The sequence below is a fragment of the Caulobacter sp. GW821-FHT12D05 genome, assembly GCF_058807295.1.
Window position 1 is genome coordinate 973,543 of sequence record NZ_JBXAQO010000001.1, and the last position, 16,411, is coordinate 989,953.

General features: G+C 67.1%; 21 protein-coding genes and 1 pseudogene. 10 read left to right on the forward strand and 12 right to left on the reverse strand.

What is annotated here, in order from left to right:
• Window positions 1–3 precede the first annotated feature (3 nt).
• Complete coding sequence (locus AC1RRR_RS04160) at window positions 4–792, forward strand: lysophospholipid acyltransferase family protein (RefSeq protein WP_492810793.1); 789 nt, start codon at window positions 4–6, stop codon at window positions 790–792.
• Here AC1RRR_RS04160 and AC1RRR_RS04165 read toward each other — a convergent pair.
• Genes AC1RRR_RS04165 through AC1RRR_RS04210 form a run of 10 tightly spaced genes read right to left on the reverse strand, consistent with a single transcriptional unit; the run spans window position 789 to window position 8,215 of the window.
• A complete protein-coding gene (locus AC1RRR_RS04165) occupies window positions 789–989 on the reverse strand; it encodes a hypothetical protein (protein ID WP_492810794.1) in 201 nt (66 codons plus the stop codon). The genes AC1RRR_RS04160 and AC1RRR_RS04165 overlap by 4 nt on opposite strands.
• The gene (locus tag AC1RRR_RS04170; RefSeq protein WP_492810795.1) at window positions 989–1,393 is read right to left on the reverse strand and encodes a HesB/IscA family protein; all 405 of its coding nucleotides are present in this window, start codon (window positions 1,391–1,393) and stop codon (window positions 989–991) included. The genes AC1RRR_RS04165 and AC1RRR_RS04170 overlap by 1 nt, the downstream gene beginning before the upstream one ends.
• 14 nt (window positions 1,394–1,407) lie before the next feature.
• The gene (locus AC1RRR_RS04175) at window positions 1,408–1,782 is read right to left on the reverse strand and encodes an SUF system Fe-S cluster assembly protein (protein ID WP_492810797.1); all 375 of its coding nucleotides are present in this window, start codon (window positions 1,780–1,782) and stop codon (window positions 1,408–1,410) included.
• An 8-nt stretch (window positions 1,783–1,790) separates the two neighbouring features.
• The gene (locus AC1RRR_RS04180; RefSeq protein ID WP_492810799.1) at window positions 1,791–3,005 is read right to left on the reverse strand and encodes an aminotransferase class V-fold PLP-dependent enzyme; all 1,215 of its coding nucleotides are present in this window, start codon (window positions 3,003–3,005) and stop codon (window positions 1,791–1,793) included.
• Window positions 3,005–4,033 carry a Fe-S cluster assembly protein SufD gene (gene sufD, locus AC1RRR_RS04185; protein ID WP_492810801.1) on the reverse strand — a complete coding sequence of 343 codons (1,029 nt, stop codon included), beginning with the start codon at window positions 4,031–4,033 and terminating at the stop codon, window positions 3,005–3,007. Before sufD ends, AC1RRR_RS04180 begins: the two co-directional genes overlap by 1 nt.
• Window positions 4,030–4,779, reverse strand: coding sequence for a Fe-S cluster assembly ATPase SufC (gene sufC, locus AC1RRR_RS04190; RefSeq protein ID WP_492810802.1), 750 nt, complete (start codon window positions 4,777–4,779; stop codon window positions 4,030–4,032). Before sufC ends, sufD begins: the two co-directional genes overlap by 4 nt.
• A complete protein-coding gene (locus tag AC1RRR_RS04195; protein WP_492810804.1) occupies window positions 4,772–5,161 on the reverse strand; it encodes a hypothetical protein in 390 nt (129 codons plus the stop codon). Before AC1RRR_RS04195 ends, sufC begins: the two co-directional genes overlap by 8 nt.
• Window positions 5,158–6,627: a Fe-S cluster assembly protein SufB gene (sufB, locus tag AC1RRR_RS04200; protein WP_454716251.1), complete on the reverse strand. Its 1,470-nt coding sequence runs from the start codon at window positions 6,625–6,627 to the stop codon at window positions 5,158–5,160. The genes AC1RRR_RS04195 and sufB overlap by 4 nt, the downstream gene beginning before the upstream one ends.
• Entirely contained in the window at window positions 6,627–7,757 is a 1,131-nt protein-coding gene (locus AC1RRR_RS04205; RefSeq protein WP_492810806.1) for a cysteine desulfurase family protein, read from the reverse strand. The genes sufB and AC1RRR_RS04205 overlap by 1 nt, the downstream gene beginning before the upstream one ends.
• Complete coding sequence (locus AC1RRR_RS04210; protein WP_492810808.1) at window positions 7,754–8,215, reverse strand: Rrf2 family transcriptional regulator; 462 nt, start codon at window positions 8,213–8,215, stop codon at window positions 7,754–7,756. Before AC1RRR_RS04210 ends, AC1RRR_RS04205 begins: the two co-directional genes overlap by 4 nt.
• 180 nt (window positions 8,216–8,395) lie before the next feature.
• Here AC1RRR_RS04210 and AC1RRR_RS04215 point away from each other — a divergent pair, with 180 nt between their 5' ends.
• From AC1RRR_RS04215 to AC1RRR_RS04225, 3 genes and pseudogenes are all read left to right on the forward strand, one after another.
• Complete coding sequence (locus tag AC1RRR_RS04215) at window positions 8,396–9,046, forward strand: alpha/beta hydrolase (RefSeq protein ID WP_454716254.1); 651 nt, start codon at window positions 8,396–8,398, stop codon at window positions 9,044–9,046.
• A 92-nt stretch (window positions 9,047–9,138) separates the two neighbouring features.
• The gene (locus AC1RRR_RS04220; RefSeq protein WP_492810809.1) at window positions 9,139–10,419 is read left to right on the forward strand and encodes an NAD(P)/FAD-dependent oxidoreductase; all 1,281 of its coding nucleotides are present in this window, start codon (window positions 9,139–9,141) and stop codon (window positions 10,417–10,419) included.
• A pseudogene (locus tag AC1RRR_RS04225) lies at window positions 10,419–10,545 on the forward strand (NlpC/P60 family protein); the annotation flags it as partial. The gene AC1RRR_RS04220 and the pseudogene AC1RRR_RS04225, both read left to right, overlap by 1 nt.
• A 5-nt stretch (window positions 10,546–10,550) precedes the next feature.
• Here AC1RRR_RS04225 and AC1RRR_RS04230 read toward each other — a convergent pair.
• A complete protein-coding gene (locus AC1RRR_RS04230; RefSeq protein WP_492810811.1) occupies window positions 10,551–11,666 on the reverse strand; it encodes an anhydro-N-acetylmuramic acid kinase in 1,116 nt (371 codons plus the stop codon).
• Window positions 11,667–11,708: 42 nt separating this feature from the next.
• On the opposite strand from AC1RRR_RS04230, the gene AC1RRR_RS04235 reads away from it, so the two are divergent.
• The 5 genes from AC1RRR_RS04235 to AC1RRR_RS04255 all read left to right on the forward strand — a co-directional run bounded on the left by AC1RRR_RS04235 (window position 11,709) and on the right by AC1RRR_RS04255 (window position 15,575).
• Window positions 11,709–11,759: a hypothetical protein gene (locus tag AC1RRR_RS04235; protein ID WP_024265744.1), complete on the forward strand. Its 51-nt coding sequence runs from the start codon at window positions 11,709–11,711 to the stop codon at window positions 11,757–11,759.
• A 95-nt stretch (window positions 11,760–11,854) separates the two neighbouring features.
• The gene (tyrS, locus tag AC1RRR_RS04240; RefSeq protein WP_492810813.1) at window positions 11,855–13,180 is read left to right on the forward strand and encodes a tyrosine--tRNA ligase; all 1,326 of its coding nucleotides are present in this window, start codon (window positions 11,855–11,857) and stop codon (window positions 13,178–13,180) included.
• A 72-nt stretch (window positions 13,181–13,252) separates the two neighbouring features.
• The gene (locus AC1RRR_RS04245) at window positions 13,253–13,714 is read left to right on the forward strand and encodes a peroxiredoxin (protein ID WP_172271364.1); all 462 of its coding nucleotides are present in this window, start codon (window positions 13,253–13,255) and stop codon (window positions 13,712–13,714) included.
• Window positions 13,715–13,948: 234 nt separating this feature from the next.
• Window positions 13,949–15,100 (forward strand): M23 family metallopeptidase, encoded by a 1,152-nt coding sequence (locus AC1RRR_RS04250; protein ID WP_492810814.1) that lies wholly within the window; start codon window positions 13,949–13,951, stop codon window positions 15,098–15,100.
• On the forward strand, window positions 15,081–15,575 hold the full coding sequence (locus tag AC1RRR_RS04255) for a bactofilin family protein (RefSeq protein WP_492810816.1): 495 nt from the start codon (window positions 15,081–15,083) through the stop codon (window positions 15,573–15,575). The genes AC1RRR_RS04250 and AC1RRR_RS04255 overlap by 20 nt, the downstream gene beginning before the upstream one ends.
• Window positions 15,576–15,633: 58 nt before the next feature.
• On the opposite strand, the gene AC1RRR_RS04260 is transcribed toward AC1RRR_RS04255, so the two are convergent.
• Entirely contained in the window at window positions 15,634–16,002 is a 369-nt protein-coding gene (locus AC1RRR_RS04260) for a VOC family protein (protein WP_492810818.1), read from the reverse strand.
• 80 nt (window positions 16,003–16,082) lie between these two features.
• Between AC1RRR_RS04260 and AC1RRR_RS04265 the strand changes: the two genes are divergently transcribed.
• Complete coding sequence (locus tag AC1RRR_RS04265; RefSeq protein WP_492810820.1) at window positions 16,083–16,400, forward strand: helix-turn-helix domain-containing protein; 318 nt, start codon at window positions 16,083–16,085, stop codon at window positions 16,398–16,400.
• The last annotated feature ends 11 nt before the right edge of the window (window positions 16,401–16,411 follow it).

Below are 16,411 nucleotides of genomic sequence, written 5' to 3' on the forward strand. Positions count from 1 at the left end.
GACATGCGCAGCGCGCTGTTCAACGCCTACTACTGGGTCCTGTCGATCTTCTACGGCCTGTCGGCCGCTTTCTCCGCTCTGCTGCCCGGCCGCAGGCCGGTGGCCTTCGCCCTGCGGTTCTACAGCCAGCGGATGCTGTGGGCGCTGGGGTTCTTCGCCGGGGTGAAGGTGCAGCTGAAGGGCCAGGAAAACCTGCCCGCCGGCCCCTTCATCATCGCCGCCAAGCACCACAGCTGGGGCGACGGCTTCGTGATGTTCGCCAATGTCGAGAACCTCAGCTTCGTCACCGGCGACCATCTGGAGAAGTTCCCACTGGTAGGGGCGATCCTGAAGAAGTTCGGGGCCATCGTCGTCGACAGCTGCGGCGGTCCCGAAGCGCGTGAGGCCCTGTCCAAGAGCGCCGCCCAGGTCGCGGCCGAGGGCCGGCGCATCCTGATCTATCCCGAAGGCCATCTGGCCAAGCCGGGCGAGCATTTCCGCTACCGCACGGGGGTCTTTTACATGAGCAAGGACTTCGGCCTGCCGGTGGTGCCGGTGGCCACGAACCTGGGCTGCTTCTGGCAGCAGACCGACAAGCAGAAGACGCCCGGCGTGGCGACCGTCGAGTTCCTGCCGCCCCTGCCCCAAGGCCTGGAAAAGGCCGCGTTCATGCAGCGGCTGGAGGCGACCATCGAGGGGCGCACCAATGAGCTGATCGCGGAAGCGCGCGGTGAGCCGGTGAAGGCGTCGGTGCTGGTGGAATCGCCGAAGAAGAAAGCGTCGGAGCCGAAGGCGGCCGAGGCGTCGGCCTAGACCTCGACCGGGCACTCCGCCGGGACGCCCGCGAACGTCCCTTCGGCCCGGCGCTTGGCGAAGTGGGTCTGGGCGCAGCCGCTGGAGCACAGCAGGCCGGTATCCGACCAGTACAGCGGCGCCTCGTCCTCGTGCTTGAAGCGCGGCGCGCCCCAGGCCAGGCCGCATTCCACGCAGGACGGTGTGCGCGCCAGCATCAGTGCTCGCTGTCCATTGGGGCTTCCGGCGCCGGCTGGATCGTCACGCTCTCGCCGCAGCCGCAGGCGTCGGTCTCGTTCGGATTATTGAACACGAACTTCGATGACAGCTTGGTGGTCTCGTAGTCGATCGTGGTGCCGATCAGGAACAACACCGCCTTGGCGTCGATCAGGATGGTGACGTCCTTGTCCTCGACGACCTCGTCCAGCGGGGCCTTCTCGGCGGCGTATTCGAAGATGTACTCAGAACCCGCGCAGCCGCCGTTCTTCACGCCGACGCGCAAGCCCGCATAGGGCTTATCCGCGCGGGCCATGATCTCCTTCACGCGCGCCGCCGCGGCGTCGGTCAGGGTGACGACCTTGGGGCGCGGGCGGCGGGGACGTGCGGTGATCGCGGTTTCCATGGCTCTCGAACCGATCAGAACATGTTCAGTTGCAGCTTGGCCTCATCGCTCATCCGCGAGGCGTCCCACGGCGGCTCGAAGACCAGTTCGACATTGCACGACTTCAGGCCCGGGATCTCCATGACCGCGTCACGCACCCAGCCCGGCATCTCGCCGGCCACCGGGCAGCCCGGCGCCGTCAGGGTCATGTCGATGGCGACGTCCTTGGAGTCGCTGACATCGACCTTGTAGATCAAGCCCAGCTCATAGATGTCGACCGGGATTTCCGGGTCGTAGACGGACTTCAGCTTGTCGATCAGCTGGTCCGTGATCTTGGCGAGCTCTTCCTTCGAAAGCGCCGTGGGCGCTTCAGCGGAAACGGGCTCGGGCGTGGCGGCGGCGTCGGTCATCGGGCGGCTCAACTAAAGAAACTGCGGGCCTTGGCCAGCGCGTCGACGAACGCGTCGGCCTCGGCCTCGGTGTTATATAGGGCGAACGAAGCGCGCGCGCTCGAAGTGACGCCAAATCGGCGCATCAAGGGCTCGGCGCAATGGGTGCCGGCGCGCACGGCGACGCCGTAACGGTCCAGCACCTGGGCGATGTCATGGGCGTGGGCGCCCTCGACCGTGAACGATAGCACCGCGCCCTTGCCGGGCGCCTCGCCCAGGATTCGCACGCCGTTGACGCCGCGCAGCTGCTGGGCGACGCGTTCGTACAGGGCGTGCTCGTGGGCGAAGATGGCGTCGCGATCCAGGCCGTTCAGCCATTCGATCGCCGCGCCCAGGCCGACGGCTTCCAGGATGGCGGGGGTGCCAGCCTCGAAGCGATGCGGCGGGTCGGCATAGGTGATCTTGTCCATCGAGACGGAGCCGATCATTTCGCCGCCGCCCTGATACGGCGGCAGCGCGGCCAGGCGCTCGGCCTTGCCGTAGAGCACGCCGATACCGGTCGGGCCGTACAGCTTGTGGCCGCTGAAGACGTAGAAATCGACGTCGAGGGCTTTGACGTCGACCTTCGCGTGCACGATGGCCTGGCAGCCATCCAGCAGCACCGGCGCGCCGGCCGCGTGGGCCAGGCGGACGATCTCGGCGACGTCGTTGACCGTGCCCAGCACGTTCGACATGTGGGTGACGGCGACCATCTTGGTCTTTTCCGACAACAGGCCCTTATAGGCCTCCATGTCCAGGCGGCCGTCGTCCAGCACCGGGATGAACTTCAGGACCACGCCCTTGCGCTCGCGCAGGAAGTGCCACGGCACGATGTTGGCGTGGTGCTCCATCTCGGAGATCACGATCTCATCGCCAGCGTTCAGGCCAAGGCCGAACGACGACGCGACCAGGTTCACCGCTTCCGTGGCGCTCTTGGTCCAGACGACTTCGGTCGGCTGGGCGCTGATGAACTTGGCGACGGTTTCGCGGGCCTTTTCATAGGCTTCCGTCGTTTCGTTCGCCAGGGTGTGCAGGCCGCGATGGACGTTGGCGTACGAGGTGCGGGCCAGGCCCGTCATGGCGTCCAGCACCGCGTCGGGCTTCTGGGCGCTGGCGGCGCTGTCCAGATAGATCAACGGCTTGCCATGGACGGTGCGCTGCAGGATCGGGAACTGGGCGCGGATCCCTTCGATATCCAGAGCCATTACTCGGGGCTCCCCAGCTTGCGGGCGACCCAGGCGGCGGCGATCTCGCGCGCGGCCTCGTGCTCGATCCGCTCGACCACTTCACCGACGAAGGCGACGGTCAGCATGGCCTTGGCCTCGGCTTCGGGGATGCCGCGCTGGCGGGCATAGAAGATGGCCTGCTCGTCCAGGGCGCCGATCGTGTTGCCGTGGGCGCACGAGACGTCGTCGGCGAAGATCAGCAACTCCGGCTTGGCGTCGATCTCGGCCTTCTCGGACAGGATCAGGGCGTGGTGACCCATGCGCGCGTCGGTCTGGTCGGCGCCCGGCGAGACGACGATGCGCCCCTGGAAGACACCGCGCGCCTGGTCGGTGACCATGCCCTTGGTGAGCTGGCTGGTCGTACCATCGACGCCGGCGTGGGTGACCACGGTGGTCTGGTCAGCATGACGCTGGCCATCCAGCAGATAGGCGCCGTCGAGGCGGGCCTCGGCGTGGGCGCCAGGATGGCTGACGCGCGTCTCGATCCGTTGGCGGCGCGCGCCCGAGGTCAGGACCGTCTGGGCGAACTTGGCGCCGGGGGCCAGGGCGACCTCGGCGGTGACCACGTTGATCGCCTCGGCGTCGTCCTCGACCAGGATGATGCGCTCCAGCGAAGCGCCCTCGCCCACGGCGATGTCCAGGGCGACGTCGGAGACGTAACCCTTGGCGCGGCCTTCGTGGCTTTCCAGCAGGACCAGGGTCTCGCCCGGCTTCACGACCAGCGCATGGCTCGCGCCTTGCGAGGCTTGATCGGCCAGGGCGACGAAGCGCAGAGCCACGACGCCCGAGGTCGCTTCGGTCTCGGCGATCCGGCGGCCGTTGACGAACACCGTCTCGGCGTCAGCCAGACCCGCGAACGGACCAGCCGGAACCTCGCCGTCATGCGCCGGCGCGGCCGGCGGCAGGGTGCGCAGCAGGCCCCGCAGGTCGGTCCAGCGCCAGTCCTCGTCGCGCCGCGAGGGCAGCGCGGTCAGGTCGCCGGTCTTGAGGGCGGTCGAAAGGGTCAAGCCGCCGCTCCGACGTAGCGGTCGTAGCCCTCGGCTTCCAGCTGCAGCGCCAGTTCCGGACCGCCCGAGGCGACGATGCGGCCGGCGGCCAGCACGTGGACCTTGTCGGGTTTGATGTAGTCCAGCAGGCGCTGATAGTGGGTGATCACCAGCATGCCGCGGTCGGGACCGCGCAGGGCGTTGACGCCTTCCGAGACGATCTTCAGGGCGTCGATGTCCAGGCCGCTGTCGGTCTCGTCCAGGATCAGGAACTTCGGCGAAAGCATCGCCATTTGAAGGATTTCCATCCGCTTCTTCTCGCCGCCCGAGAAGCCGACGTTCAGGCCGCGCTTGAGCATGTCGAAGTCGATCTTCAGCGAAGCGGCCTTCTCCTTGGCCAGCTTCAGGAAGGCCGGGGCGGCGATCTCGTCCTCGCCGCGCGCGCGGCGCTGGGCGTTGAGGGCGGTGCGGATGAAGGTCAGGGCCGGAACGCCAGGGATTTCCAGCGGATACTGGAACGACAGGAACAGGCCCTTGGCGGCCCGCTCGTTGGGCTCCAGCGCCAGCAGGTCGTCGCCGTTCAGCTCGGCGGAGCCTTCGGTGACCTCATAGCCGCCACGGCCCGACAGCACGTACGACAGGGTCGACTTGCCGGCGCCGTTGGGACCCATGATCGCGTGGACCTCGCCCGCCGGCACGTCCAGCGTGACGCCCTTCAGGATCGGCTTTTCCTCGACGCGGGCGTGAAGGTTTTGGATCTTAAGCATGGGTCTCGTTGAGTTTTCTGTATTCCGCGTCGTGGCCCGCGAAGGTTCCGGCGACGGCGATCTGGCCTTGGATGGCGGCGTTTAACAGCGAAAGATCCTCGGGCGGGATCCAGTATTCCTCGTGCCCCGGCGTGCCCGAGACCTTGTTCTCGTATTCGTCCAGGAAAGCCTTGCTGACCGCGAACCGGACGACATAGCCGCGCCGATAGGTCGTATGGGCGGCGTTCCAGTTCTGGGCCAGCTGGGCGGCGAAGGCCTCGCTGGTGACGGGGCGGAAGATCGGCTGCTCGATGTCGTGCGGCGGAAAGGCCTTCCAGCCCGACGCCTTGATATCCTGCAGCTCTTCCAGGCTCACCGGCTGGTAGAGCGTGACGGTGGTCATCCGACACTGCCCTCCAGGCTGATCGCCACCAGCTTCTGGGCCTCGACGGCGAATTCCATCGGCAGTTGCTGCAGCACGTCCTTGACGAAGCCGTTGACCAGCAGGGCCACGGCTTCTTCTTGGGAAAGGCCGCGCTGCTGGCAGTAGAACAGCTGGTCGTCCGACAGGCGGGTGGTGGTGGCCTCGTGCTCGAACACCGACTGGCCGTTGCGGGCCTCGATATAGGGCACGGTGTGGGCCGCGCATTCCTTGCCGATCAGCAGGCTGTCGCACTGGGTGAAGTTGCGCGCGCCCTTGGCCTTGGGGTGAGCCGAGACCAGGCCGCGATAGGTGCTGGTCGACTTGCCGGCGCTGATGCCCTTGGCGACGATCCGCGACTTGGTGTTGGCGCCCAGGTGGATCATCTTGGTGCCGGTGTCGGCCTGCTGATGACCGTTGGTCACGGCGATCGAGTAGAACTCGCCCGACGAGCCCTCGCCGCGCAGCACGCAGGACGGATATTTCCAGGTGATGGCCGAGCCGGTCTCGACCTGAGTCCACGACACCTTGGAGCGGTCGCCACGGCAGTCGGCGCGCTTGGTGACGAAGTTGTAGATGCCGCCCTTGCCGGTCTCCGGATCGCCCGGATACCAGTTCTGGACGGTCGAATATTTGATCTCGGCGTCGTCCAGCAAAACGAGCTCGACCACGGCCGCGTGCAGCTGGTTCTCGTCGCGCATCGGGGCTGTGCAGCCCTCCAGGTACGAGCAGTAGGCGCCCTTGTCGGCGATGATCAGGGTGCGCTCGAACTGGCCGCTGTCCTTGGCGTTGATCCGGAAATAGGTCGACAGCTCCATCGGGCAGCGCACGCCCGGCGGGATGTAGACGAACGAACCGTCCGAGAAGACCGCACTGTTGAGGCAGGCGAAATAGTTGTCCGAGGTCGGGACGACCGAGCCCAGGTACTGGCGCACCAGTTCCGGATGCTCGCGGATCGCCTCGCTCATCGAGCAGAAGATGACGCCGACGGCGGCCAATTCCTTCTTGAAGGTCGTGACCACGCTGACGCTGTCGAACACCGCGTCCACGGCGTAGCGCGGCGCCCCCTCGACGCCGGCCAGGACCTCCTGCTCCTTCAGCGGGATGCCCAGCTTGGCGTAGACGGCCAGGATGTCGGGATCGACCTCGTCGAGGCTTTTGGGCCCCTCCTTGGTCTTGGGCGCGGCGTAATAATAAGAGTCCTGGTAGTCGATCTTGGGGAAGTTCACCTTCGCCCAGGTCGGCTCTTCCAGCTCAAGCCAGCGGCGATAGGCCTCCAGGCGCCAGTCCAGCATCCACTGAGGCTCGTCCTTCTTGGCCGAGATAAAGCGCACGATGTCCTCGGAGAGGCCCTTGGGGGCGAACTCCTGATCGATCTCAGTGGTGAAGCCGTGCTCGTATTTCTCGAGCGCGGCGACGGTTTCGACAGTCTCTTTGACCGCGGCCATTACGCCACCTCCCGGCGCCGAGCGCCGATACGCTTCCAGGCGGCGAGCCAGGCGTCGCCGCACTTGATCCAATCTTCTTCCGTGCTGGCCCAGCCGCCGCTGACACGCAGGGCGAACGGAGCCAGGTCGGGCCGGCCCATGGCTTCCACCACGCGGCTGGCCTTGACCTTGCCCGACGAGCAGGCGCTGCCGGCGCTGACCATGACCCCGGCCAGGTCCATGTTCATGACCTGGACCTCGGAACCGAAGCCCTCGCCTGCGAAGCACAACGTTTGGGGTAGGCGATCAGCGCCCTCCCCGAGCACGACCGCGCCTTGGGCCTTGAGCCGTTCGGCCAAGGCGTCGCGCCAATGGGACAGTTCGACCATCGACGCAAGGCTTTCCTGCGCCACGCGGGCAGCCGCGCCGAAGGCTGAGATACCCGCCACGTTCTCGGTGCCGGCCCGGCGGCCGCGCTCCTGACCGCCGCCGTGCTGGCGACGCGTGACGTTGGCGCGCGTGCCGGCGACCAGAGCGCCGACGCCCTGCGGACCGCCCAGCTTGTGAGCCGACAGCGCCATGGTGTCGGCACCGAGGGCGGAGAAGTCGACGGCGATCTTGCCGGCCGCCTGGACGGCGTCGACGTGCAGCAGGCCATCGGCGGCGCGGACCAGGGCCGAAGCTTCGGCGACCAGCTGGATGACGCCCGTCTCGTTGTTGGCCAGCATCAGGCAGACCAGGGCCTTGCCCGGCGCTTCAAGGGCCTGGGCCAGCCAGGCGAGGTCGGCGACGCCATTGTTGTCGACCGGCAGGATCTCGACCGGCAGGCCCGAGACCTTGGCCGTCTCGACCACGGCGTCGTGCTCGACGGCGCTGATGATGATGCGGTCGACCTTGGCGCTTTGAATGGCCAAGGCGTTGGCTTCGGTGCCGCCGCTGACGAAGGTCACGGAACCGGCCGGCACGCCGACCAGGGCCCCGACCTCGGCGCGGGCGCGCTCGACCACGTCGCGCGCGGCGCGGCCGGCGGCGTGGACCGACGAAGGGTTGGCCGGGCTCTCCAAGGCGCGCAGCAGCGCCTCACGCGCTTCCGGCCGCAGAGGGGCCGTGGCGTTGTAGTCGAGATAGACCGATGTGCGGGGGATGCTCACTCGGCCGCCATCTCCAGCGCACGGGTGGGCCGCAGCTCGCCCTTCAGGACGTCGGCGACCGAGACGCTGGCCAGATAGCCGTGGATCTGGCGGCCCATCTCTTCCCACAGCCCGTGGGTCATGCAGCGCTCGCCGCCGGCCATGCAGCCCTTGGCCTGGCCCTTGGTGAAGTTGCACCGCGTGGCGCGCAGCGGCTCGTCGACCGCCAGCACGATGTCGGAGATGAAGGTCTCAGTCGCGGTCTTGGCCAGGCGATAGCCGCCGCCGGGGCCGCGGGCGCTGATCACCAGCCCCTTGCGGCGCAGCCGTGCGAACAGCTGCTCCAGATAGGACAGCGAAATCTGTTGGCGCGAAGCGATCTCGGCCAGGGCCACGGCGCGGCCCTCGCTTTCGTCCTGGCGCTTGGCCAGGTCGGTCATCGCCATGACCGCGTATCGTCCCTTGGTGCTCAGGCGCATCGCCTTACCCCTTGCAGATTCCGCGCGCATCGGCTTTTGCGTGTGCTACAAGCCGCGACTTCGCGTGCGGGCTAGCGGCCCGCTTGCTGGCTGCGATTTAGGAAGACCAAGCGCAGCGGTCAAGTATTCTGGCGACCCAAATCGTCGGAAGATGGACCGCTGCCAGCGCAAGGGAACGATATGCCTGATGTGATTTTGACCGGCGCGTCCGGGCGGATCGAAGGTCGCTACTCGCCGGGCAAGACCGAAACGGCGCCCATCGCCCTCATCTTGCACCCGCACCCCAAGGCCGGCGGTCACATGAACCACCCGGTGGCCGTGCAGCTGTATCACCTGTTCATGAAGCGGGGTTTCGCGACCCTGCGCTTCAATTTCCGCGGCGTGGGCCGCAGCCAGGGCGAGTTCGACGCCGGCATCGGCGAGCTGGCCGACGCGGCGACGGCGCTGGATTGGCTGCAGACCTCGAACCCCGCCGCCAGCCAGACCTGGGTCGCCGGCTTCGACTTCGGCGCCTATATCGGCATGCAACTGCTGATGCGCCGCCCCGAGACGGACGGCTTTATCTCGGTGTCGCCGCCGACCAACATGTACGATTTCAGCTTCCTGGCCCCCTGCCCGGCCTCGGGCCTGTTCCTGACGGGCTCGGCCGACACCATCACCCCGCCGGTCGAGGTGGAGCGCGTGGTCACCAAGCTGCGCACCCAGAAGGGCATCACGATCGACTACGAAGTCATCGACAAGGCCACCCACTTCTGGGCCGAGCACCTGCCCAGCGTCGAGAAGAGCGTCAGCGAGTATCTCGACAAGCGCCTGGCGGAAAACCCGATCTAGACGATGTTTCGAAGGCCTCCCCTCAGGGAGGCCTTTTTCGTTGAACAGCGGTCGCCTATATATTTCATCGAACGATGAATATGGAGATGGTGATGCACTACGACATCGTCATCGTCGGCGGGGGCGCCGGCGGACTGGAGCTGGCGTCGCGGCTGGGCCGCAGGCTGGGTGGTCGACACGGCAAACGCCGGGTCCTGCTGATCGACCGTTCCAGCTTCCACATCTGGAAGCCGACCCTGCACGAGGTGGCGGCCGGCACGCTGGACGTCCACCAAGAAGGCATCTCGTATTCGATCCTGGGCCGCTCGAACGGCTTCAACTTTCTGCTGGGCGAGCTGGAGACCTTCGATCCGACCGCCAAGCGCCTGACCTTGAAGGCGATCACCGACGACAACGGCCAGGTCCTGGCGCCCGAGCGCGCCATCAGCTTCACCTATGGCGTGCTGGCGATCGGCAGCGGCTCGAACCTTTTCGGTACGCCCGGCGCGGAGCAGGCGCACCTGCTGGAACGCACCGAGGACGCCGAGGCCTTCCACACGCGGCTACTGGCGGCCTTCACCAAGGCCTCGTTCTCGGCCGAGAAGATCATGCGCGTCGCCATCGTCGGCGGCGGGGCCACCGGCGTGGAACTGTCGGCCGAATTGATCGAGGCCCATCGTGAACTGCTAGGCAGCCTCGGCGATGAGCAGCGCTTCCGCCTGGACATCACCGTGGTCGAGGCCGCGCCGCGCATTCTGGGCGGCCTGCCGCAGAAGATCGCCGACAAGGCTGCGCTGGCCCTCGAACGCAAGGGCGTGGCCGTGAAGACCGACGCCAAGGTCCTGGCCGTCCATGCCGACCGGCTGGAGACCAGCCAGGGCGACGTGCCCGCCGACCTGATCGTCTGGGCCGCCGGCATCAAGGCGGCCGATACGAACACGGGCTTTGGCCTCGAGACCAATCGCGGCAACCAGTTCGTGGTCAACGGCCACCTGGAGACCTCGGTGCCGGACGTCTGGGCCCTGGGCGACTGCGCCGCCGCGCCGTGGAAGGACGGCAAGACCATCCCTGCCCGCGCCCAGGCCGCGCACCAGCAGGCCAGCTATCTGGAACGCGCCCTGATCGCCCGCCTGCACCAGGGCCGGGTCACGGCGCCGTTCGTCTATCGCGACTTCGGCTCGCTGGTGTCGCTGGGCAACGACAAGGGCGTCGGCGCGCTGATGGGCGGGCTGGGCGGCCCGAACTTCTTCGTCGAAGGCCTGATCGCCAAGTGGGCCTACATGTCGCTGCACCTGGACCACCACCGGGCGATCCTGGGCATCGGCCGCACGGTGACCCTGGCGCTGGCGCGACTGCTACAGCAGCGGGTGTCGGGACGGCTGAAGCTGCACTAGGTGCACCAAGATCCTCCCCCTGGCGGGGGAGGTGGCGCGAAGCGCCGGAGGGGGAACTTGTCCTGGCCCGGCCTCTTCCCCCTCCGTCGGCTGCGCCGACACCTCCCCCGCTGGGGGGAGGATCTCTAATCTTACGGCTGAACGATCCGGCCGCCGGTCATCGGCGCCTTGACCCCCGTCGTGCCGGGGAAGCTGATCGGCAGCCCCTTGGCCGTGCGCGCCGCCAGGTAGGCAAACGCCTCGGCCTCGATGCTGTCGCCGCGCCAGCCGTAGTCCTCGGCGGTCTTGACTGGCACCGGGGCGCGTTCGGTCAGGACCTTCATGATCTGCGGATTGTGGCGCCCGCCGCCGCAGACGATCAGGGCGCTGGGCCGGGCGCCATGCTCGAAGGCCTTGATCACCGCCTCGGCCGTAAAAGCCACCAGGGTGGCGGCGGCGTCCTCGGCCGATAGCGGCTCGACCAGGTCCAGTGGGAAGTCGTAGCGGTCCAGCGACTTGGGCGCCGGGCCGGCGAAGTACGAACTGGCCAGGAAGGTATCGAGGATCGTCTGATCGACGCGGCCCGAGGCGGCCAGGCGTCCGTTCTCGTCGAAGCGGCCCAGGCCCCGCTCCTGCAGCATCAGGTCGATCATGCCGTTGCCGGGACCGGTGTCGAAGGCCAGCAGGTCGTCCTCCCCATTAGAGTTTGGGCCGATCAGGGTGATATTGGCCACCCCGCCGATGTTCAGCGCCGCCACCGGCGCGGCCAGGCCTGAGGCCCGAGCGCGGGCAGCGTGGTAGATCGGGGCCAGCGGCGCCCCCTGCCCGCCGGCCGCCACGTCGGCGGTGCGGAAGTCGAAGGCCACCGGCCGGCCCGTCGCCTTGGCCAGGCGCTCGGCGTCCAAAAGCTGCACCGTGCGGCCGATCCGCTCCGGCGTCGGGCGTTCATGGAAAACGGTCTGGCCATGCACGCCCAGAAGGTCGAAGTCGCTCCAGGCCAAGCCGTGCTCGGCCAGGAAGCTCTCCGCCGCATGGAAATGCTCGTCGGCCACCGCGCGGGCGGCTTCGGCGAAGATCTCCGGCTCGGGCTTGTCGCGCGGCCAGCCTCGGGCGACCTCGGTCGCCACCAGCAACAGGTCGCGGGTCTCTTCGCGCAGTTTACGTTCGCCCGCCGGGCCAAAGGCCTGGATCTCGTGGCCGTCGGTTTCCAGCACCGCCATGTCGACCGCGTCGAGCGAGGTGCCGGTCATGAATCCAAGGATACGCATGAACCGTTGACTGCCACGGTCGCGAAACGGTAGCTAGGCCCCATGATCGACGCTTTCGTCCTGGCCCGTCCCTATTACCGCCCGCTGCCATAGCGGGAGGACGATCAGCCACGTCGCCACCCCGCCTCGCCGGGGTCGCTCTATTCCAAGTCGATCATGCGCTCCGGCTTCCTGCCTGGAGTCACGAAATGAAGCCCCCACAATCAGACCTCGCCGTGCTAGACGGCCCGTCGTTCAATTCAGAGAGTCGATCCATGTCCGCCGCCACGTCCTTCAAGTCGGAGTTCCTGCGAACCCTGGAGGCGCGCGGCTACATCCACCAGATCACCCACCCGGAAGAACTGGACAACGCTGCGGCCAGCGGGATCGTCACGGCCTACATCGGCTTCGACGCCACGGCGCCTAGCCTGCACGTCGGCAGCCTGATCCAGATCATGATGCTGCGCCGCCTGCAGCAGGCCGGTCACAAGCCGATCGTCCTGATGGGCGGCGGCACGACCAAGGTCGGCGACCCGACCGGCAAGGACGAGAGCCGCAAGCTGCTGTCGGACGCCGACATCCAGGCCAACATCGCCGGCATCAAGCAGGTCTTCGCCAAGTTCCTGACCTTCGGCGACGGCCCGACCGACGCCATCATGGTCGACAACGACGAGTGGCTGAGCAAGTTCGGCTACGTCCAGTTCCTGCGCGACTACGGCGTGCACTTCACGGTCAACCGGATGCTGGCCTTCGACTCGGTCAAGCTGCGGCTCGAGCGCGAGCAGCCGATGACCTTCCTCGAATTCAACTACATGCTGATGCAGGCCACCGACTTCCTGGAGCTGAACCGCAAGTACAATTGCGTTCTGCAGATGGGCGGCTCGGACCAGTGGGGCAACATCCTGAACGGCGTCGAGCTGACCCGCCGCGTCGACCAGAAGGCCGCCTTCGGCCTGACGACGCCGCTGCTGGCCACGGCCTCGGGCGCCAAGATGGGCAAGACCATGTCGGGCGCGGTGTGGCTGAACGCCGAGCAGCTCTCGCCGTACGACTACTGGCAGTTCTGGCGCAATGCCGAGGACGCCGATGTCGGCCGGTTCCTGCGCCTGTTCACCGACCTGCCGCTGGACGAGATCGCGAAGCTGGAAGCCCTGGAAGGCGCCCAGATCAACGACGCCAAGAAGGTGCTGGCGGACGAGGCCACGCGCATGGCGCACGGCGACGAAGAGGCTCGCAAGGCCCGCAACGCCGCCGAGAAGGCCTTCGAACAAGGCGCGCTCTCGGCCGACCTGCCGACCTTCGCGGTGCCCGCCGCGGACCTGGAAGCCGGCATCGTGCTGGCGGCGCTCTTCACCGACGCTGGCTTGGCCGGTTCGCGCGGCGAAGCCCGTCGACTGGCCCAGGGCGGCGGGCTGAAGGTCAACGACAAGGCCGAGGCCAGCGCCGACCGCGTGATCACGTCGGCCGACCTGGTCGAAGGCGTGGTCAAGCTGGCCGCCGGCAAGAAGAAGATCGTCTTGGTGAAGCCTGTTTAGTTATGGGTTGATTGTGCTCCCGGCCCTGGCGTAGCCAAGGGTCGGGGGTTCCCCCTTCTGGAGACGCGTTCGATGCTGCAGCCCGGCGACAAGGCCCCTGATTTCGACCTGCCGACCGACACCGGCCGCGTCAGCCTGGCCGGCCTGAAGGGCAAGAACGTCGTCCTGTACTTCTATCCCAAGGACGACACCGCCGGCTGCACGTCCGAGGCGCTGCAGTTCTCGTCGGAAGTTGAGGAATTCCAGAAGCTGGGCGCGGTGATCGTGGGCGTGTCCAAGGACAGCGCCGCCTCGCACGCCAAGTTCCGCAAGAAGCACGACCTGACCATCGAGCTGGCCGCCGATCCGCTGGGCGACATCGTCGAGGCCTATGGCGCCTGGGTCGAGAAGAGCATGTACGGCCGCAAGTACATGGGCATCGACCGTTCGACCTTCCTGATCGACCGCGAAGGCGTCGTTCGCGAGGTCTGGCGCAAGGTGAAGGTCCCCGGCCACATCAAGGCCGTGATGAACGCCGCCAAGGCCATCAAGTAAAATTTCGTCTCTCAGGGGAACGGTTTGGTCGCGACGGTGTTGTACCGGCGCCTCTACCTGTGACCTTTTCGCGCAAGCACGACCTTAACAGGTGACGCTTGGGGTCAGGAAACGTTAAGGATCGGGGCGCAAAGTAATATTTTGCGACTCGCGCTCACTTCGGGCGCGAAGAGTCTTGCACGTTCCCGCTTTCTCGTAGCATATCGCCGAACCTGAAACGGGGGTTCTCGGGCGATGGCGATTAAGCGCTTCAAGCGACTGCGGCACTCTCTCGAAGCCCTATTTCCCGAACGGCACATCTACATCCGCTCCGGCGGCGAGATGCGCGGCTACGTCTTCTCCACCAACAAGCAACTCCTGGGCGCGACCGGCGTCGCCGTCACGGCTCTGTGGATGGGCGTCTGCACCGCCGCCATGGCGGTCAACGCCCTGGCCGTCAGCTCGACCGACCAGCAGGTGATCAAGCAGAAGGCCTATTACGAGCGCCTGAACGCCGACCGCCAGGCGCGCCTGAACAGCGCCGTCGCCCAGCTGTCGGCCACCAACGGCAATCTGGACGACCTGGCCACCTCGGTCGAAAAGCGCCATGCCGCCCTCGCCCTGCTGGTTTCCGATTTCAAGGGCGTCCCCGGCGCCGCCGACGCCCTGAAGGTCGCCAAGCCTCGTCTGCTGGCCGCCAGCCCGGTGCAACGCATCCAGGCCACGCGCATGGATCAGGAGCGCCTGATCGACGCCGCCGAAGGCTTCGCCAAGAGCCGCGCCGAGCGCCTGCGCCTGGCCATGCGCATGGCCGGCCTGGACGCCTCCAACTTCACCGGTCGCGGTGTGTCGCTGGGCGGTCCGCTGATCGAGGCCAAGGACCCGCGCGCCCTGGCCGCCGTCCTGGACGTCGACGAGGACTTCGCCAGCCGCATCCAGCACGCGGCCAACGACATGTCGGACATGCGCGCCCTGGGCGCGGCCAGCAAGAAGCTGCCGTTCTACCGTCCGACCAGCAATCCGGCCCTGTCGTCCAGCTACGGCGTCCGTTTCGACCCGTTCACGCGCCGCCCGGCCTTCCATTCGGGCCTGGACTTCCCCGGCGCCTTCTACACCCCGATCATGGCCACCGCGCCGGGCGTCATCTCGTTCACGGGCGTGCGTTCGGGCTACGGCAACACCGTCGAGATCGACCATGGCGGCGGCTTCAAGACCCGCTACGCCCACCTGGCCACCATCGGCGTTCGCGTCGGCCAGCGCGTGACCATCGGCACCCGGATCGCGGCCATGGGCTCGACCGGCCGCTCGACCGGTCCGCACCTGCACTACGAAGTCTGGGTCAACGGTAAGGCCCAGAACCCCAATCGTTTCTTGAAGGCTGGTGAGTATGTTCAGCAAGCAAGCTAAGTCCGGCAAGACTCCGGCGCGTATCGAACCCCTGCCCACGCCGATGGCGGTCGCTCCGGTCGATCAGGCCCGCCGCGCTCCGCCGAAAGTGGCCTCGCTGCTGTCGGCCGACATCACCATCGAGGGCAGCGTCACCGGCGAAGGCGAGCTGCAGATCGACGGCGTGGTCAAGGGCGACGTCCGCGTCGGCCGCCTGACCGTCGGCGAGACCGGCCACATCGAAGGCGGCGTCTATGCCGAGGTGGTCGAAGTGCGCGGCCGCGTGGTCGGCGCCATCACCTCCAAGCAGGTCCGCCTCTACGGCACCTCGTATGTCGATGGCGACATCACTCACGAGCAGCTGGCCATGGAAACCGGCGCCTTCTTCCAGGGCCGCAGCCTGAAGTTCCAGCGCCCGGCGCCGGTCCAGCAGCCCGCGCCGCACGCGGAGGCTGCGCCGCTGGCCATCGCCCAGGTCAAGCCGGTCGCCGGCTGAGGTCTTCGGACCTTTCGATACAAAGAACGCCCCGGAGCGATCCGGGGCGTTTTTCGTTTCAGCGGCTCGACAGCACGAAGGTGTTGCCGTCCGGGTCCTTGAACTTGGCGAAGGTTCCCCACGGCTGCTTCTCGGGTGGCCCTTCGAATTCCACGCCCTTTTCGGAGAGCTTGCGATAGGCGTGCTCGACGTCGTCGCAAGCCAGCGAGCCGTTGAAGAAGCTGCCGATGCGGTTCTCGTGCCCCTCGGGCGTGAACAGCACCAGGCCGGTCTCGGCGCCGGGGATGCTCAGCTCGATCCAACGCTGGGCGCCCATCGGCTGGTCGGTGGCGACGCGCAAGCCCACCTTCTCGGTCCAGAAGGCCAGGGCGCGGTCCTGGTCGCTGACCGGAATGCTGACGAACTTTACCTTGCTGATCACGCTCATGGCGCTCCCCTTCCCTGCAAGGCCCAGGGGTTAGCGCGACCGCCTTGCGCCGGTGAAGCCGTGCAGGCAATGCTATAGCAATGACTGCACAAGCCTATGCGATCGACCGCTACGTGCTCGACACCCTGATGGCCGACCTCGTCGGTCACGACCACAAGCCGTCATCGTTCCTGGTCTATCTGGCGATCACGGCCGCGCACACGGGCGGTCGCGCGAGCTTCAGCCACGCGGAGCTGGCAGAACGCACAGGCCAGTCGCGGCGCACCGTCCAGAACGCCGTCGAGAACTTGAAAAGGCGGGGATTGATCGCGGTCAGCCGCCAGGGGCCGACCGAAGCGGCGACCTATGTCCCGCTGACGCCGTGGCGGAAACCTCGCCCTTCGACAGGCTCAGGGTGAGGTTTCTTGAG

Coding starts and splice junctions, on each gene's coding strand:
- AC1RRR_RS04160 (WP_492810793.1), top strand. CDS start 4: ATGCGCAGCGCGCTGTTCAACGCCTACTACTGGGTCCTGTCGATCTTC.
- AC1RRR_RS04165 (WP_492810794.1), bottom strand. CDS start 989: ATGCTGGCGCGCACACCGTCCTGCGTGGAATGCGGCCTGGCCTGGGGC.
- AC1RRR_RS04170 (WP_492810795.1), bottom strand. CDS start 1,393: ATGGAAACCGCGATCACCGCACGTCCCCGCCGCCCGCGCCCCAAGGTC.
- AC1RRR_RS04175 (WP_492810797.1), bottom strand. CDS start 1,782: ATGACCGACGCCGCCGCCACGCCCGAGCCCGTTTCCGCTGAAGCGCCC.
- AC1RRR_RS04180 (WP_492810799.1), bottom strand. CDS start 3,005: ATGGCTCTGGATATCGAAGGGATCCGCGCCCAGTTCCCGATCCTGCAG.
- sufC (WP_492810802.1), bottom strand. CDS start 4,779: ATGCTTAAGATCCAAAACCTTCACGCCCGCGTCGAGGAAAAGCCGATC.
- AC1RRR_RS04195 (WP_492810804.1), bottom strand. CDS start 5,161: ATGACCACCGTCACGCTCTACCAGCCGGTGAGCCTGGAAGAGCTGCAG.
- sufB (WP_454716251.1), bottom strand. CDS start 6,627: ATGGCCGCGGTCAAAGAGACTGTCGAAACCGTCGCCGCGCTCGAGAAA.
- AC1RRR_RS04210 (WP_492810808.1), bottom strand. CDS start 8,215: ATGCGCCTGAGCACCAAGGGACGATACGCGGTCATGGCGATGACCGAC.
- AC1RRR_RS04215 (WP_454716254.1), top strand. CDS start 8,396: ATGCCTGATGTGATTTTGACCGGCGCGTCCGGGCGGATCGAAGGTCGC.
- AC1RRR_RS04220 (WP_492810809.1), top strand. CDS start 9,139: ATGCACTACGACATCGTCATCGTCGGCGGGGGCGCCGGCGGACTGGAG.
- AC1RRR_RS04230 (WP_492810811.1), bottom strand. CDS start 11,666: ATGCGTATCCTTGGATTCATGACCGGCACCTCGCTCGACGCGGTCGAC.
- tyrS (WP_492810813.1), top strand. CDS start 11,855: ATGAAGCCCCCACAATCAGACCTCGCCGTGCTAGACGGCCCGTCGTTC.
- AC1RRR_RS04245 (WP_172271364.1), top strand. CDS start 13,253: ATGCTGCAGCCCGGCGACAAGGCCCCTGATTTCGACCTGCCGACCGAC.
- AC1RRR_RS04250 (WP_492810814.1), top strand. CDS start 13,949: ATGGCGATTAAGCGCTTCAAGCGACTGCGGCACTCTCTCGAAGCCCTA.
- AC1RRR_RS04255 (WP_492810816.1), top strand. CDS start 15,081: ATGTTCAGCAAGCAAGCTAAGTCCGGCAAGACTCCGGCGCGTATCGAA.
- AC1RRR_RS04260 (WP_492810818.1), bottom strand. CDS start 16,002: ATGAGCGTGATCAGCAAGGTAAAGTTCGTCAGCATTCCGGTCAGCGAC.
- AC1RRR_RS04265 (WP_492810820.1), top strand. CDS start 16,083: ATGACTGCACAAGCCTATGCGATCGACCGCTACGTGCTCGACACCCTG.